The 16897-nt window shown below is 51.1% G+C and carries 13 protein-coding genes; 7 read left to right on the forward strand and 6 right to left on the reverse strand.

Features of this window, described 5'->3' with window-relative positions:
- The first annotated feature begins 79 nt into the window (after positions 1–79).
- Positions 80–1015 (forward strand): hypothetical protein, encoded by a 936-nt coding sequence (locus NDI56_RS20280; RefSeq protein WP_310921637.1) that lies wholly within the window; start codon positions 80–82, stop codon positions 1013–1015.
- An 87-nt stretch (positions 1016–1102) separates the two neighbouring features.
- Positions 1103–1732 carry a hypothetical protein gene (locus NDI56_RS20285; protein WP_310921638.1) on the forward strand — a complete coding sequence of 210 codons (630 nt, stop codon included), beginning with the start codon at positions 1103–1105 and terminating at the stop codon, positions 1730–1732.
- Between the two features lie 324 nt (positions 1733–2056).
- Here NDI56_RS20285 and NDI56_RS20290 read toward each other — a convergent pair whose 3' ends face one another.
- Together NDI56_RS20290 and NDI56_RS20295 are read right to left on the reverse strand one after the other, a co-directional pair.
- Positions 2057–2344 (reverse strand): hypothetical protein, encoded by a 288-nt coding sequence (locus NDI56_RS20290; protein ID WP_310921639.1) that lies wholly within the window; start codon positions 2342–2344, stop codon positions 2057–2059.
- 90 nt (positions 2345–2434) lie between these two features.
- Positions 2435–3082, reverse strand: a complete 648-nt coding sequence (locus NDI56_RS20295; RefSeq protein WP_310921640.1) for a CFI-box-CTERM domain-containing protein — start codon at positions 3080–3082, stop codon at positions 2435–2437.
- Positions 3083–3351: 269 nt separating this feature from the next.
- On the opposite strand from NDI56_RS20295, the gene NDI56_RS20300 reads away from it, so the two are divergent.
- Both NDI56_RS20300 and NDI56_RS20305 read left to right on the forward strand, forming a co-directional pair.
- Positions 3352–5244 (forward strand): hypothetical protein, encoded by a 1893-nt coding sequence (locus tag NDI56_RS20300; RefSeq protein WP_310921642.1) that lies wholly within the window; start codon positions 3352–3354, stop codon positions 5242–5244.
- Positions 5245–5563: 319 nt separating this feature from the next.
- On the forward strand, positions 5564–6169 hold the full coding sequence (locus tag NDI56_RS20305) for a hypothetical protein (protein WP_310921643.1): 606 nt from the start codon (positions 5564–5566) through the stop codon (positions 6167–6169).
- Between the two features lie 94 nt (positions 6170–6263).
- On the opposite strand, the gene NDI56_RS20310 is transcribed toward NDI56_RS20305, so the two are convergent.
- Entirely contained in the window at positions 6264–6806 is a 543-nt protein-coding gene (locus NDI56_RS20310) for a hypothetical protein (RefSeq protein WP_310921644.1), read from the reverse strand.
- A gap of 137 nt (positions 6807–6943) precedes the next feature.
- Between NDI56_RS20310 and NDI56_RS20315 the strand changes: the two genes are divergently transcribed.
- Together NDI56_RS20315 and NDI56_RS20320 are read left to right on the forward strand one after the other, a co-directional pair.
- Positions 6944–7207, forward strand: coding sequence for a hypothetical protein (locus NDI56_RS20315; protein WP_310921645.1), 264 nt, complete (start codon positions 6944–6946; stop codon positions 7205–7207).
- Positions 7208–8044 (forward strand): hypothetical protein, encoded by an 837-nt coding sequence (locus NDI56_RS20320; protein ID WP_310921646.1) that lies wholly within the window; start codon positions 7208–7210, stop codon positions 8042–8044.
- 65 nt (positions 8045–8109) lie between these two features.
- Here NDI56_RS20320 and NDI56_RS20325 read toward each other — a convergent pair whose 3' ends face one another.
- Positions 8110–8346, reverse strand: coding sequence for a hypothetical protein (locus NDI56_RS20325; RefSeq protein ID WP_310921647.1), 237 nt, complete (start codon positions 8344–8346; stop codon positions 8110–8112).
- Positions 8334–10334, reverse strand: coding sequence for a hypothetical protein (locus NDI56_RS20330; protein ID WP_310921648.1), 2001 nt, complete (start codon positions 10332–10334; stop codon positions 8334–8336). Before NDI56_RS20330 ends, NDI56_RS20325 begins: the two co-directional genes overlap by 13 nt.
- A gap of 297 nt (positions 10335–10631) precedes the next feature.
- Here NDI56_RS20330 and NDI56_RS20335 point away from each other — a divergent pair, with 297 nt between their 5' ends.
- Complete coding sequence (locus NDI56_RS20335; protein ID WP_310921649.1) at positions 10632–15140, forward strand: NACHT domain-containing protein; 4509 nt, start codon at positions 10632–10634, stop codon at positions 15138–15140.
- Positions 15141–15187: 47 nt separating this feature from the next.
- On the opposite strand, the gene NDI56_RS20340 is transcribed toward NDI56_RS20335, so the two are convergent.
- On the reverse strand, positions 15188–16717 hold the full coding sequence (locus NDI56_RS20340; RefSeq protein WP_310921650.1) for a hypothetical protein: 1530 nt from the start codon (positions 16715–16717) through the stop codon (positions 15188–15190).
- Between the last annotated feature and the right edge of the window lie 180 nt (positions 16718–16897).

The raw sequence follows: 16897 nt of genomic DNA on the forward strand, positions 1-16897 counted from the left end.
GTCTTCCGACCCGATATAAAAGAGAGGCGAAGTTGGTGAGAAAGTTTTTTCGTTAGCGCTCATGAGTCCTAGTATAACAATGACGCCAGAGGAGAGGGACACTTTGTTGGAGTTATTGTCCCACGTATTCGAATCAGATGACGAGATCGATGGTCTTGTCTATCTCGACATCCAGAAGATATTCTATCATCTCCGAGAGCGATTAGACGATGAAAACACCATTAAAGAGCTGCTCCCGTACTATTGGTATATCGATGGTGTAGTTAGCGACACTGTTCAAGAAACTGTGAACCACGGGCTTGATACGGGTGTTCTTCAATCAAAACCGACAGCGGGTACTGGAACCGGTGAATGGTACGAACCGGGTCAGGAAGGGGTCACTCCTGCAGAGGGGATTGGGGAAGACGACATTGCGACAGCGAAGAGAGAAATTAAATTGGCTATCGAGGAGGACTACGATGTTTTCCGTAGTCATGAAGACAAAATCCAAGATGTCTACGGTGAGGCCCCTTACGATTTCCAGCGGTACTTCAAGCTAAATATACTATTCGCTATCGAACAATTCTCTAATGACCGCCCACTATATCTTGGAACGGACAACCTAGCCTCAGAGATCAGTACTGCTGAAGCATATCTGCCGTTAGATACTGAATTTGATGAATTCAACACTCTGTTTAGTCGATACGTGAATACTGCAAAGCGCTATCTGTCTGCTGTCGGGGAGCAGAACCGAATACTTGCAGACCGTTTCAAGCAGTTGTCGGACGGGGTTTGGCGTCTATATTGTCAGCAGCTTCGTCTTCTTGAACACGATTCGTACTATGACTCGAAGAGAGAGGAATGGGAAGATGAGTATCAACGAACTAGGCAGTTCGTAGCGAACGACCTAGTTGAGTTCCGTCAAGCTATCGACGACGAGTTTGACGAGGCGAATGAGTCAAACAGAGTTTCAGAAGATAGCAGTTGGGGGAAAATTGCCGCAAAGTACCTCGATAATCAATCGTCTGGTGAATAACCTACTCTTCTACTAATGCCGAATCATTTCATCGAGACAAATATTATAATAGGATACACTGTTGAGTGGGATCGTCAAGCACCCGTAGTGAGGTCGTATATTGATTCACTATCCGGAATTGACCTTCATACCAGCCCGAGAGTTCTATCGGAAGCGGAGGATGTCGTCAATGAACGCCGTCGGCTTGCCAAACAGGCTGCAAAGCATATCTTCCAAGATTTCGAAGCAGGATATTCCCGACCAGGAGTGGATGAAATAGTCGATTTTGTCTGGAAGAAACTGAGTCACTGTAGAGATGCTGCAGTCGACCACGTGATTCAGCATATCAAAGACAACGAACACTATTATACGGGATTGACACAAGTGAGCAGCCGGACAGGACTACAGTCCACTAGCGATGATATTGACGATGACTTTAATGCAGCCGTCAATATGATTGCCAATATCAGAAACCAGAATTGTGACGGGTTCAAACCAGAAATATTCAAAAATATCAACCATAATTATAATAACTATTCAGTGTTCAGTACTATCGACAAGATTTTATCTGGGAAACCTACAGACAGAGATATTCTACTTGATTCATACCACCTAACTCAAGAAGAGAGCCTAAGTCTACTGTACTTCGTCACTATGGATGGTGACTTCCTAGATAACGAATCTGATATTGAATCGTGTCTTAGCACAGTAGATGTGGAGCACCCAAGTTCAATCTAGTTATATATACCCATCTACGGTCAACCGATCTCTTCCAACATCTTAGAGACGCCCGCCTCAACTGGCCCGTTTGAGTGACTCAACCATCTCCATCTCCTGTCGAGTACGGTGAGTCGGGGACGACTCCTGTTCGTCGTGTCTGGTGGGGAGTTTCCGTACGACGTCGTGGAAACGGACCAGGAGCAGCCGACGCGCTACGGGAGATGGATCCATCGGTGCAGTGGCGGTTCCTGCGGGCGTACGAGACCGGTGCAGTCGAGAGTGACGAACTGGCGATGGCGGTCACCTGCTACGCCAGTCTGGACAACGATTCTAGAGACGAGTTCAGGACACTGCTGGCAGGAACCGGGAGCGCCCCGGTCGGGTTTGCTGGGCGGTGCCGACGAGGTAGGCATCGCCCGAGTCGTCGATGAACAACATCGCGTTTGTCGGGGCGGATAGGCCCGCCCGGTCGGCGACGGTTTCCAGCCGCTCGAGGTTCGTTGCTTCCTGTTGGGCCGAGGCGTTGATTGTGGATCCCTCTAAGGTCTCGTCGGCGGCCGCTGGCGTCGACAGGGCGGCTAGGGCGAGACAGACGAAGAGTAGGGTTAGGCCGAGGCGCCGAGTGTTCACGATTGTTTACTCTCAGTTTCCCTGATAATTCTGGGGGTTGTGTCAGAGACTGTGTCGTTGCGGTATTCTCGTGGCTTGGTGGTAGACCGACTAACTCCAAACCCTCTCTATCAATCTGACCAACGGCGCCACGAACAGGCGACGGACGGCAGTTCGCCGCCTGCGACTCCGGCTAATCCACCGGGCGATAGGTGGGCTCAGGGCGTAGTACATTGAAATCAGCCAGCGGGTCAGATATGATTTGGCGAGGATGTCGTCGCGGAATCGACGGAGGACGTCTATCTCCGATGCTGTCGGTGACCCATACGCCGCGGTGGCAATGAAACAGCTGTCGGAGTCGGTCCGTTGGAATCCCATCTCGTTGGCGAGATACTGACTGGTGTCCCAATCTGCCGGCGGGATGAACGTCTCTGGCTGTAGTTCGACCCACTCGATCCTGGTGGGCCTGAAGATTCGGATTTCCTCGCGGTAGTAATCGTAGCCCACCAGGTACTGGATCCCTTCGTGCATGGCCATGCCGTATGGGTCGAGTCCGCGGACACGGGTGCCACTGGACGACCGATATTGCATCCGCAATCGCTGGTTGTTCGTGAGTGCCTCGGAGAGCGTGGTTTTGACAGGGTGTTCGGCTGCGTGGCAGGCCCGACAGATCGTCTCGAGGTTGTCTAGATCGTGGCTGCCACCATCCGAGATGGGTGTTTGATGGTGGAATGCAGTTCTGTGTCGGTGGCGCCACACTGTTGGCAGGTGTATTCGTCGCGTTCTCGGACCCGCTGTGTGCGTTCCTCCCAGTCGTCCGGATACTCGCCCCAGCGCACTGTGTCGGTGTTTCAGCGGTGGGCGGATATAGTATGTGTCAGTTTAGTTTAGGCCCAGTGTGATTGCCTGCCTTAGATCTCAGGAATGTATTCTGGTGGGCAAGAGTACTGAGATGACTATTTTTCACGCTAAAATGTTCACCCCGGTCGTCCCAACTCTGAAATAGCTGTTCAGATAGGTAATATGTAATGAATAACTGCAATTACTCAACTGAACTCCCGCTTGGGGAAACAACACTCCCGTTGAAGGGAAGTGAGGGAATTCGCAAACTCGCAGAAAAAGCCGAGATTCGGACTGAAGACCAATCTTCGGAAGCGATAGAGTGGGAGTGTCCACACCCTATTCATGATGAAAGCGAGTCCCGTTGTATCTTCCATTTAGGCGAAGAAGGCCGCGCATCGACCACTGTTGCGGAGGTGCGAGATGCATTCGTAGATCGGTTAGAGGCTAACAGTTCCCGGTCCAATCAGTTCGTCGATGCAGTACTACCGGTTATTGATTTAAAACATGAGAGAGTAGATATCGGGGGCACTCCGCGAATCGTACTGGATGGTGCAGCTATCGTCTCTTTAGATTGCAGCGACAGTGAATTGCCAGCTAGCATAACTGGGTATGACGTGAAAATCAAATCCTTCAAAGCTCACTTCGCGGATATCGATGGACATCTCCGATTCGAAGACTCGAAAATTGATTCGTTCTCACTGATCGGTGCCACACTGAGCAAACGCATGATTATCGACAACTGTGTAATGGAGACAATCTCCGGCCATCGAACTTCATTCGAGAAGTTAGTTGAGATTAGTCAGTCAGAGATACTGGAAGCCGCTGACTTCTCGAAGGCGACATTTGAATCGGATGCGAGTTTTGTCGGCACGAGTTTCAAGAGTGAATACGCTGAAACCGAGCTGGAAGAGGAAGAGCAACGTTATCGGTTTATGCACATGACTTTGCTCCCACTCCGTGGCATTAGACGAACCAGCACGGAACCGGACCCGGATGCCTCATTTGGAGGAGAGCCTGATACTGACGATCTACAAATATACTACGGTGGCCGCCTATATGAGGATTCACGATTCTTCCAGTTCAGCGACATCGACCCTCATGGTGCTGACTTCCGCGATGTTCGGTTCGAAGGTTCTGCAAATTTCGATTGTTCCCGACTGGAAAATGCCGAATTCAGTCGAATCGAGGCGACTGAATTATCATTCACAGAAACAGAAATATTTGGGTTAATTCATCTCTCGGGCGCTACAATCGAACGCCTTGAGTTACGCTGTATCCCGCTCGACGTACTCTCACCGGAAGCCGACGATTCGGACGGAACGTTTGCAGGTCTGAACGGGACGGGCCGTATCTACCTACACGACAGCCATATCAAATCCGGTCGGTTCATTCAACCAGATTCTGGCACTGTATACTACAGTCTTAGGGGCGCGACCATTGGCGACATCGATATCATACCACAGTCAGGCGCCTTTGAGCATATTATAGCGAACAAGACCAATTTCGATGGATTCGATTTCCCGGACTATCGCGAGAGTCTCCAAAGCCGCAACTGGACCATCGATGTCGATCCTCTATCTCCGCTTCCAGCTGAAGAGCGGGGTATGGACCAACGGGAGGTTACGTATTTGAAAGCCAAACAGGGTGCCAAATCTGTCGGTGATACCGTCGCAGTCTCGGCATTCTTCCGAAAAGAGATGCACAATCGTATCAGCCAGTACCAATGGGGATATCACGATGACCCATCACTGTTGGAGATTCTCGGTTCCATAGGACACATTCTGTCGAACCTGGCCTACAATGCTGTCACCGGCTACGGAGAGGACCCTCATCGCGTAGTCGCTTCTTATATACTGTTGACGGTAGGGATATCCGCTTTTGTTGCCTTCCCATTCGTTCTCGAGGAGCCGTCATCCTTCGTCGATGCAACACTCGCACTCTCCCGAATACTCGTTCTGGGTAGCAGCAATGAACTACCGCCTTGGCTCCAACCGCTGTACAGGCTGTTCGATCGCCTCGTAGTGCCGGGATTCGTGGCACTGCTCGTGTTCACTCTGACCCGGTCCGTCGAACGATGATAGAAGCGATACTGGATTTGGGTAGTGACAATTAAAGCTGGGTATTGGTTAGTAAGTAGCCAGTTTAGCATCGACCGTATTTTTAAACAGCAACCAGTGGGGGTAGGCAATGGTCGTGGAACCAGCATGGCTCCAAGCCGGTTCGACTGTGATCCTGGTGGCTGTAACTGCATACTATACCTATTTACTCCATCGTCAGAACAAGCGAGAGCGTCGCACGTATCACTCGGATACACTCCGTGACCGTGTACAGGCTTGGCGGGACAATTTGCCCGAAGTAAAGCGCTCAACTGTGACGACAGCAGAACCATCGTATTCGATGAGCGATGAGAGTGAGTTCTATGTTGCGCCGGACCGACTTGAGGAGGATCCGTATTTTCAGGATTTGCTGCGCAACCACGCCCCTGAGCTCGCCGAACAGAAGACCAACATCGAGGCTACTTATTCGGATTTCACCTCCTTGCGGGACCAATTTATCGAGAACTTCAACGACTATGAGCCGATCGAATCGGCGTCGATTCCGCTTGAGCCGACAGAGGATTACCCAGGGTGGGTCTTCGATATGGCAGTCTCCCTATCACGAACCACAGATACCAAGACAGACTTGCAAGAGAGGGCGATTTCGCATATCGAACATGGTGTCAGTTCGACTGCTGGCCAGACCAGGTACCCGACGGGGAGACGGAATCAGACGCCAATTCTGACCCGGCCACGGGATAACTCGATCAAGAACGACGTAGAAGTCGTTTCTCGAGTGGTCGCTGAGGCTATCGACCGGATAGACACACTGGAGGAGTACGACCTTGCAAAGGAGGCTGGCGCTCAGCTCGATGAGATAGCTGGACTGCTGGAGGAACTCGAGGCTGAGCTGGTCGAATACGATGGGATGGCAACCTATCCTGGCACTTGTCCGTATCTGAAGTAGAAGCTAACTTGCCCTCTGTCTGTTTCTCACACTACACAGCGCTAGTCTGTAATCAGCTGTCGGCTCTCTCGGAAAAACTGTGAAATCACACCCCTCAATGAACTTCCTTAGCAGACCGTAGGTCCCACAGATAAAGTGGAATCCACGCCATCACTGCTGCTGACCCACAGATAGTCAGCAGCCCAGCCATTCGGAACCACCAAATGAAGGTCGCGCCAGCCAGGGTGTCGGTCACGAACAGTGGAATGAGGCTCAGGACCGCAGTCAGAATCCCGAGGAACCAGATTACAAACGCCAGTAGGAGTGTCCCTGCCGACAGCTCCAGTGTGGCAAGCCACGCTTTGACCGACTCGCCAACAGTGGCCAATCGTCGATTAGGTCGACGACGCCCTTCTCCCTCCCACTGGTAGAAAGATCGTTGGTGGTGGGCAATTCGGTCATGTTCAGTGTTCAGGTCCGAGAGTGCGTTGGCAACGGTACCCGAACTGTTGGCAGGGCAGTCCGCTTGGATAGCCTCGAAAATCGTTTCAGGGTCATGATCCCCGACCGGATTGTCATACAGATAGTTGATAACTTCTCGTTTGGTCTCCTGATTGGGGTGGTCGTACTCGTCCAGCAACTCTTCGCGGGATTTCATTCCAAACCACCCCACAGCAAAGGCTCATGATGGCCATCATAGGTACTGCTGAGGGCCGTGATTGCCATCACAACAACTTGAATTATTGAACTATCTCCAGTGATTATACGAGCCCCAGTCATACCAATCTCCCGTCCATGCGTCCAGACGACTCGATACACCATTCGAGAGGCGGAAGCACTGTAAATGATACTGGTCAGGCTGGTGAGAGAGGCAACATAGACAGTGGGACACTGATGGGTGTGGTGTTGTTGGTCCTTGTTGTTCCCCCACTGGTGATGGCAGCCCTGGATACGCTGCCGCGGGTGGTAGCGGGACCAGGCATATCGTGGCTGTTCGGCATTGCGATTCTCCTTCTCGTTGTCGGGGTGCCGATAGCAACCATCGTGGAGAAGATGTGAATGCCCACGCTCAGTGCTCTTAGACGGGCAGACATCACACGGCCGTCTACCGAAACACTGCTCGATCTCGGTTGTATTGCTGGGATTGGCCTGCTGGTTGCAGCGGTTCATGTCCTGGTACCGCCAGCGCTGCAGCACAGACTGGCCCTGCAGTACCACGACGTCGAGGTCCACTCACTGTTCACGAGTGCGTTCGTCCACCACAGTGACCGGCATCTGCTGTCGAATCTGTTCGGCTATGTCGTGGCAGCTGGATTGGCGTACGGGCTGGCACGGTTGGCAGGCCGCCGGCGCTGGTTTAGCAGGACACTGCTGGCACTGGTGCTGGTGGGGCCGGTCGTGGTGAGCGTGTGCAGTCTCCTCACACTCACGGGCCTCGTCCCGGGGGTTAGTGGGAACAGTCGTGGGTTCTCGGGTATCGTCGGTGGCTGTGTCGGGATGGGATTCGTAGCGCTGTTGTGCTGGATTCAGGACCGCCACGGGTGGGCGACAGCTGGCTGGGTTGGCTTCGGGATCTATCTCGTTCTCATGGTGGAGTTGTCCGTTATCTACAGTGGCGGTGTTGCGCTCGAGGTCGGCGTGTTCGCTGGTGGTGGGCTGGTGGTGACCGGGTGGCAGCTCTGGAGTGGATTGGGTGGGGTTCGGATTGACCTCGTTGTTGAGGGTATTTTCACTGGGCTTGTGGTGGTGTTGTTGGGGCTGTTCGTGTTCGTGCTCTTTCCGAGTCAGCTGAGCGTTGGGGGTGGGGCAACGATCAATATAGTTGCGCATGGTGTGGGGGTGGTGTTCGGAGTGGTTGTCTCGGGTGGAGCCGCTATAATCGGAAACCGACGCTAAGAATTTCTATCTCAACGCCGAGATTAAGCATTCAGAACACGCGATAGAACTTCTGAGATGAGCGGTTAGAAAAGCCACCCGATTTTCTCCCCTAGCCTGCGCCAGATCGACCCTTGCCCCTCACCCGTCTCCCGTTCCTGCTCGGTTGACCTAGCGATGTTGATTGAAAGATTAAACGGAGCTATCTGCTTCTCGTCAAGCTTCTCAATTTCTGGAAGATTCACGCCCATGAACTTCTCCGGGATATCCACCCCCTCCACGTCTGGAGATCCTAATCGCCAAATCGTGGCTATTCCAACCATCGGATATATGTATAGGTATCATCATCGGTCAGATGGCCCTCTACTTCCTTCCTAAACCCTGCAATACTATTCACAACTTCAGTGTGATCGGAGTCTACGAGATTTTCGACGTCTTTGAATGTCGGACGAAGAGTTCCCTTACGGACAAAGTACCCGAGAAAATCTAGTTCATCGTCACTCTCAAAGAACCCCTTTTCATTAGCCTTGATTCGCTGTTCAGAATACCGTATGAATTCTTCAGGTGTATTGAGGACTCTCGAAATCAGATCGAGATGATGGGCGCTCACTATGTATGGCGTCTTTCCTCCTTCCAATAACCGGGTGTACTTAGTGGTCGCTAAATCTCCGTATGTGGTACTCATCACACCGATTGGAAGATACGTCTCTACTTGATGAAAGTCGATGCCAAGTTCATTCTCCAGAGTTTCATCATCTGTATTCTGAAGATAGTGGATACGGTGTGTTAATTGCGATGCGGCCTTTCCAATCCCCTCCGAGAAATCTTCACGGATTGCATCCGGTCTTCCTTGAAATGCCTCTTTAGTGAGCTGCTTTGATTTTACCTCAAAGATTAGTACGGTATCCTCATGTCGAAGAAGTATATCTGTCTCCAGGTCTCCCAAGTATACACTTGAGCGTATCTCTGTATCTGGGAACAGTTTTTGAACACTATCGATAGACCAATGCTCGATAACGTCTCCCCATATCTGGCTTTTGTTGCCTCTGATTTGATCACTAATATCGAAAAGGTCGTGATAGAAGGTGTTCAAGAGCGCATCTGTAAACTGGGTAGGTAGTGGAACGAGGAACTCTCCTTCACACTTGACTAACGGATGTTTCTCTAGAGGATTCAGTTGGCTATAGGGATTGTTGAATTCGATTTCACCAACTTCTGTACTAATACGATTAAGGAACGCATCAAATCGAGCCGGATTTCGTATTCCGGCCCACGCACGTAGCACCTCTTTATCAAACCAGAGCAACCGGGTCGCACTTTCTAGTACGTGAGACCACTGCATCTTTTCAGCAAAAAGACGTTCCTTGCCGATGCTAGAGCGAGAGAATTTCTCCGCATCGATATCGTCACGTCGTTCCCAGAAACTGCCAATAACTCTAAGAACGTCAGCATGATACCAGCGAATAACCTGATAGAGAAGCTTCCTCCTGTGATAAAAGAAATCGAGCATCTGTTTGCTATAGTCGCGTGCATCGCGGATCTCAAATCCGAACTCCTGTAGCAAGGCGAGATTGAAGGGACTGTACAGCCGCTCCATTGTCTCAATTGAATAGCCTGAATAGAGGTAATCACTAGCTGAAATATTTGCCCGTCGCACTGAAGCTCGCACTCTATCTAAGTCATTTACTGGGTCAAATTCGTCGAACTTCTCGCTCACGTCATTGCATGATTGGAAAAGGATTCCAAGGAGGTCTATCAGAGAGTGCAACTCAATTCCGTAGAGACTATCGGATGTAATCGATTCTGACGATTCAGTTCCGAACACTTCAGAGGGGTCTGGATACTGGTCACAGAGACTGATGGATGTCTCTGGTTCAATATGTGAGGAAGACGCAATCCCGACTGCTAGCTTAATCGTCTCAGCTGGATACCCGGCTTCAGACCCCAAGTGATCATTCTGAGCCCACATTTCACCCATAGCATTAAACAGATGAAAATATGTCAAAGACGACTTTTGACCCACCGCTTGAATCTGTTGGGATAAAGCATCAACCGCTTGCTGTACCTCGATCGATGGGACGTACTCTCGTTGGAAGGAACGACCATTGTGGCGGGCTGCCGTCTTCCTAAGGTCAAACCACGTAATACCCGAAATAAGCGGCTCTAATTGTGTAGTAAATCCAATCTCTTTGAATGCCTCAATCCCAGCGGTAAGAGTAGTTTCGACCTCCTGACAGTATTCACAGATACTGATTGAGGGTTGATTATCTTGCGTCGGACTTCCACACAGATAGCATACAGTCTCTTCCATCCCGTTCTAATGCCTGAATCTAACTTCTATATTTTCCCATAAAAAGCCAATGAGGGGCCGAGATTTGTACTTGATTGCGTACGTGAATGCATATGAACGTCTTCGTTGAATCCAGTCTCATAGACTCCCCTGATTGCCACTGTTCTTATTGTGTTAAGGAAATCGCCAGTACAACGAGCTCCTCACCTATTAGAGGGGGTAATAAACTCTATTCATAGCTGAAATGCTTACACGGTAGAAAAAATGAAGTACGGCTTACAGAACAATTATTACACTTGAATAAGGATTCTGTCGATAATGTGTCTTTCCCGCCTGAAGGAGGTGATACTCAGGTACACAACCTTCGGCGGGGAACTCGATTTTCCAAGATTTCTCTTCAGACGTGGGCTTGCAGCCATCGGGGGCCTATTCGCACTACGCATGGCCCTTGTCGGTCCACAGATTCCCGAGACGGACATGGCGATAGGAGTACTTGCCATTCTGTTCATCGTCAGCCTCGTTCTTATGTTCTACTTCATCCGGAACACCGTCCAGTATACAATGAAAGAAGAGATACGACAATTGCGAGGGATATTGGCCACCGGAATCACCTATCTCCTCCTCAGTGTAATCGTGGTAATCACCCTCTATCCGCTGCTGAATATCCTTCGCCCAAAACCCTTCAGCTATTCCTCGACTGAAATTGCCGCTGGACTCAACATCGCGAGTTACGCCGCTCTTCTGACTATCATCGCCAACAGGAGCACTCTGAAATCTGAATACCTAAGTCTTCAAACCATAAAAAGCCGCTTTGCGGAGGAGACAAATCAGGCCCTGAACCGAATACAGACCAATATTGATGGTATCGGTCACATCGAACGGCCAGAAACCGCCCGGGCAGCAGATCTGCTTTCCAACGGCGAGAACGTTATAGTAACCGGGGAAGGAGGCGTCGGTAAGAGCGGAGTTCTTGCTGGCGTAAGGGAAGAATGGGAGGAAGATGTCCTGATCATCGATTCTAGTACCCATTCGGCAGTCCGGAACCAAACCGAACTCTCGACCGCTCTCGGATTCGACAACGGGATACAACGGCCTATCAAGCAACTCGCCGTCGCCAACCACATCCTCCTTATCATCGATCAGTTGGACGATATTGATCGTGAGGCTGGCAATGTCTATCAGGACTTCATTCTGACTGCCGCAGACCTCGACAACGTCGCCGTCGCATTCGCCTGCCGCAATCACGACCTCACCGTTCGACGGGAGTACGAATCACTGGACAATGCTGAATCGTTTACAACCCGCCTGACCATTGGCTTACTTCGAACAACAGACGCAGAAGAGCACGTTCAGGACCTGATCGGGGAATCACCGAGCGACGACCTCATCCAAATCGGCCGGAAAATCGAGAACCTCGACATCATCGCTCAGCTCGCTAAGGACGGTGTCGATTTCAGCGGCATCAGCGGTGAAATTTCGCTCTGGGACAAGTTCCGGGAGCAGCTTGGCCGCGAGGATCACCCGGACGACGGGGCACGGACCGGCGACGACATCATCGAACGACTCGTTGAGTACGCCGTCGACGCGATAGAGGACCAGTCCGACGGACTCAACATATTCACCGTCGGCACCAGCCAGGACTGGATCGACCAACGATTAATAAACAGGGGCGTCATCGAACAATCAACCGACCGACCGGGCAACCGTAAGTACCGTTTCCGCCACCTCGACTTCCAACGGTACCTCTACGCCTGGAACGCCGTGCAGGACAACAGGCCCATCCAAGAAGTCACATCTCGACTTGATGAACGGCTGGGCAAAGACATCTTCCGATTCATGCTAGTGCTCTACATGCAGAGCGACGGCGACATGGCCAACCAGATTGGCGACATTTCAGTCGACTCTGACACCACCGACCACGCCCGACAGTACCTCGAAGAGATGCTTGACGACGAAACGGGCCTCGGCGACTACACCGCGAAGACGATTCTGGACGAGATCAAGACGTGGGATATCTCCGGGAACGACGAATTCGCAGGTCTCATACTAGACAACCTCCAGGACCGTGATACACTCTACAACTATTTTTTCGATAGTAACACCCACATATCTTGGGCAGAAGCTCTCCACGACCGGGGCGACTACACCGACCCTCCTAAAATCCTATTCAGTTACCTCCGCGAGCTCGCACCATACCATCCCGAAATCGTGGCCGAAATCGTTCGGGACATCCAGACTAACGATCGCCACTCGCTCGGCTTGGTCGTCACGGTGATCCGCGAACTACCGTTCGACGTAGCGGCGGACCTCGTCGATGTAGTTCAGGCCTCCGTCACGCAAACGCCATCCGACTGGCACGACACCCAAGCAACCAGACTTCTCCAAGATCTCATTGAAGCCGGTGAAACCAGTGCGGGTCTGGACCTACTCGATACACTTCTCCAACCGCGCCATCCCACTGATGACGAATACAACAGGGCCCAACCCGTCACCCGCCTCTACAGTCTGGAATCCGTATTGAACGAAACCCTTGACACACTCGTTGAAGCAGAAGGAGAGAACGCGATAGATGTCCTTGAATCACGCCTTCGGGAAGCAGTCGTAATAGAATCCGAGATTCAGGACAAGGACATCAACGCGATCGTGGGGCCAATAACGACCAACATCGTGGGCTCAGACCTGTCGAACCAGAGCCAAACCTCCCTCAAAACCTTGCTCATCGGAGCACATTGCGGAGCGTTAGACCATTGGTTTGACCAGAACCCTGCGGACGAGTCGCACCACGACCTCGTCGAACGCTACCTCGGCGACATTACCCTGTTTCGACGGCTTGGACTCTATGTGCTCAAGGAGCACAAGGATCACTACCCCCGTCTTGTAACTGCCGAACTCCTTGATGCATCCAACTACAAGGAGGTATGGATCAAAGAGGACTTCCTCCGCCTCCTCCGCGACGGGTTTACCGTCCTGTCTGAGGAAGACCGACTCCACGTCATCGAAATAATCACCGACGTCCCCACCCGTGACTCAATCGACGAAGCCGCTGAACAGCGAAGTAAACGGTTCGACGACTGCACGGAGGACGAACTTGCGGAAGCTGAGATAGCCCGATGGGTCCGCGACCGACTCTGGCTGATTAGGGACCACCTCCCGGACGATCATGCGCAGCACCTGAACACCCTCATCGACGAGTACGGTGAACCGGATGATGTCCTCTCGTTCGTCAAGACCAGTGGCGGATTCGTCTCACAAGAAAGTCCACTCCCTGAAGAGGAATTCAGCGAGATGCCTCCTAGCGACCTCATCGATTACTGCATCGACGAACCCTTCGAGACGACTGGCTGGGAAGGACGCGAATCCGGGGCTGGTGGGCTCTCCGAGATCAGTCCACGAGGACTCGCTGAATCCGTTATTCCACGCATTCTTGAAGAGGTCACCGCGTTCCAAGACGACATACCCCGGTTACAGGATGCCCCTTCGATATACGTCAGCGAACTCCTCCGCGGATTACGAATGAAGATCGACGATAACCCCGATTACATTCCCTCCGACTTTCCGTGGACACCGTTCATCGATCTCTGCGAGGCCGTTGCCTCGAACCCCGAGGAATGGTCCGAATCGGCTCGGATGAACGTCGCACGACTCTTCCGCGAGGCGTACAGCATAGACTCAATCGAATCTATCCACGCCCACAACGATAAAATCAAGCAAATCCTCTTTGTCCAGCTCGACGACCCCGATCCAACCGATGAAAGAGAACACCCTCCGGAGGGATACGCCGGCTACAACGACCCCGCACACGTGGCAATAAATTCGGTCCGACCGCTCGCCCTTGGGGCCATCCTTATGTATTCATACCGTCGAGCCAACCAGCAGGGCTACGAGGGATACACCGAGGAGCAGAAATCTGGCTTCGAACCAGATGTCCGCGAACGAATCGAGAATATAATGCAGAAAGAATCTCTTTCTTCGCGTGCAACCCTCGGACGCTGGCTGAACACCATCTGGAGCTTCGACCACAACCTCGTACTCGACAACTTCGACAAATTATTCCCCCGTAACCAGACCCACCGCGCGAAGAAAATGTTCTCCGCCACCTGGGATGCCTACCTCGGATACAGTCGCCCGCATGAAACATTATTCGACCACCTCCGCCCCTGCTACCTCCACGGCATCGACATGCTTGTCGCTGGCGAGAACACAGCTATCCACGGGGTTGAACGTGGACTGGCAGCCCACCTACTTAACGCCTACCTCAACGGGTATGATGAACGTGATGACCGTCAAAGTCTCCTATCCTACCTATACGATAAGGAAGAACCGGAGCTAGCCCGACAGGTGGCGTGGCAGCTCTGGCGCTGGGGAAAAGATAAAGAAGAGATTCGTGAAGACTGGGACAAAGTCCAGACACTGTGGGAACAACGGATTACGCAGGTTGATGATGCGGGCGCCTATGCCGTGGAATTCCAATGGTTCGTCGAGTGGCTTCCCCTAATTTCGGAGCGGACTGCGTTCGAAGACATAGCGCCCTTGATTATCGACACAGCCCCGTTCATCGCGCGTGAGAGACGGGCATGGGAGACTGTCGAATCATACTTGGAGGAATATGCCGAGGCATATCCCGGTCTGGTCGTTGAGGTATATGATTCACTCATGGAAGAAGAAACTCGGCCGAATTGGATTTCGTTCACCGACACTACCGCAGCCATTCTTGAACATGGCCTTGACGAGGATCCTGAAACGAGGCGAACTGCGCTAGACATCGCTGAGGACTATTTCAGCGATGGGGACGATACCGCAGAACAGTTTTTGGACGATCATACATAGTTCCGGCCTATATCTTTCACCCCTCATGTCTACATTTTACCTACAATCTATTTCTTAATATTTTGTAAATGTGATTTGTCATTGAATCGCTCGCTGATGTAGATTGTGATAATGTCTTTCTTCGCTGCTTCTTCTACGCCCTTACGAAATTCTTCACTGGTTCGGTAGTTGTCAAAGTAGAACGCCCAGTATTCCCGCTCGCTGAATCCCCACACCGGCATATTGCCCTCGTATCCGGTCCGCCAGATCAGGAATTCGTCGAACAGATTTGCCTCGTCCTCCTGAATGAGTTGGTAGAGGTCGTAGAGTGTGATGACCACTATCCGTTCATGCTCTGCGATGTGGTCGTGGATATCGCCCATTCCCAATTGTTGATCCGCCCGCGCATTACCAGAGTACAACGTGGGAAGAAATCCGTCAAGAATGACTATGCCGCCTGTATCAATCTCATCGGAGTTCTTGTTGCCGGTAAGATTATATACCAAACCGAATTCATCATCGAGACCGTCAACATAGTCTAAGGCGTTCTCTATCTGATCGACAGCCTGAGTCACCTTCTGTGTAAATCGATTCTTGATAATCTCTACACGGTTCGGAATCTTCCGAAAAATCGGATGGGACTTTATTTCAACCACCCAATATGAATCCTCAAAAAAGAGTAGCCCATCTGCTTCTCCAGGATTGGGATCGTGGATATACTCGAACTCCTTGACGAAGTTTCGACAGGGTATCTGTTGTAATAGTTCTTGAGCTAGTTCCTCAACGACACCGCCCTTCTCTTTGTTTTCTACTTCCTGTACCTGCTTGAACTGCCCAACGAATTCCTCAATACGGTACTGTGCTGTAGTCAACAACACTTCAGGGAAGGGGACAACGATCTCACGCTCCTTCACCCCTTTTACTTGGAAAACAGGATTCGAAAAGAAGTCCAGCGAAGAATCATCTCCCGAATATGAGAGGAAATCAAGAATATCCTGAGCCTTTTCGATTCGCTCCTGATGTCGGCTTGGATCAATAGTTGGATCGTCAGGTAGAGTCCCCTCTACGAATGACTTAATTATCTCCTTTCGACTGAGTGTGACCCTCCGATTCCACATCTGCTGAAACTGCTTGCTCGGTTCTTCGATATTCGAGAAATCAGCGTAGTCTTCTTTCGATTTGAACCGGTTCAAATCAGACAGGATCGGCTCGGACTCCTCCAAGATTGTATCTCGAATTAATGCTTCGAACGAGAGGAGATCAGAAATGGCAAATTCATCCTGATTGGATAGTGGCTCCTCGAGATGACTATATCGGAATAGTAGATATCCTTGGAAATCTTGAGGGTTGATATCCTCTGGAAGTGTAAGCAGCGACTCTTTGAACCTTTCCTCGAAATCGAGATTGGTGTCCTCTGCTCTCGATTGCTTTTGACCGGCAAACTCTCTGATTTCGGCTACATTGAGTTTCTCTTGATTGAATTCGCTATTCGAAATGCGGTTGGCAAAATATTGTCGTATCACTGGACGTCGTTCGGTGTTGTATCGTCCCAGAGAAGAGATATAGCGGAGGTTCTTTCGAAAAATATCCGAACTCATTGTATCCAATCTGACGGACCAGCAGAATAAATATATGTGATTATTGCTTTCATGGACTGCTCATACCTTCTGCTGCGAGCAGACTGACGAGTTTATTATCTTGGGAATAGACATTTGGCATCTCAAGCGACACTAGAGTACGGCTTTCGATCTGTGCTGGTAACTCTAGGAGGACGGACC

This window comes from Halomicroarcula saliterrae (genome assembly GCF_031624395.1).
Classification (GTDB): domain Archaea; phylum Halobacteriota; class Halobacteria; order Halobacteriales; family Haloarculaceae; genus Haloarcula; species Haloarcula saliterrae.

What these genes read in the sequence shown, in the direction of transcription:
- NDI56_RS20280 (WP_310921637.1), top strand. Translation starts at nt 80, where the DNA reads ATGACGCCAGAGGAGAGGGACACTTTGTTGGAGTTATTGTCCCACGTA.
- NDI56_RS20300 (WP_310921642.1), top strand. Translation starts at nt 3,352, where the DNA reads ATGAATAACTGCAATTACTCAACTGAACTCCCGCTTGGGGAAACAACA.
- NDI56_RS20305 (WP_310921643.1), top strand. Translation starts at nt 5,564, where the DNA reads ATGAGCGATGAGAGTGAGTTCTATGTTGCGCCGGACCGACTTGAGGAG.
- NDI56_RS20310 (WP_310921644.1), bottom strand. Translation starts at nt 6,806, where the DNA reads ATGAAATCCCGCGAAGAGTTGCTGGACGAGTACGACCACCCCAATCAG.
- NDI56_RS20315 (WP_310921645.1), top strand. Translation starts at nt 6,944, where the DNA reads ATGCGTCCAGACGACTCGATACACCATTCGAGAGGCGGAAGCACTGTA.
- NDI56_RS20320 (WP_310921646.1), top strand. Translation starts at nt 7,208, where the DNA reads ATGCCCACGCTCAGTGCTCTTAGACGGGCAGACATCACACGGCCGTCT.
- NDI56_RS20325 (WP_310921647.1), bottom strand. Translation starts at nt 8,346, where the DNA reads ATGGTTGGAATAGCCACGATTTGGCGATTAGGATCTCCAGACGTGGAG.
- NDI56_RS20330 (WP_310921648.1), bottom strand. Translation starts at nt 10,334, where the DNA reads ATGGAAGAGACTGTATGCTATCTGTGTGGAAGTCCGACGCAAGATAAT.
- NDI56_RS20335 (WP_310921649.1), top strand. Translation starts at nt 10,632, where the DNA reads ATGTGTCTTTCCCGCCTGAAGGAGGTGATACTCAGGTACACAACCTTC.
- NDI56_RS20340 (WP_310921650.1), bottom strand. Translation starts at nt 16,717, where the DNA reads ATGAGTTCGGATATTTTTCGAAAGAACCTCCGCTATATCTCTTCTCTG.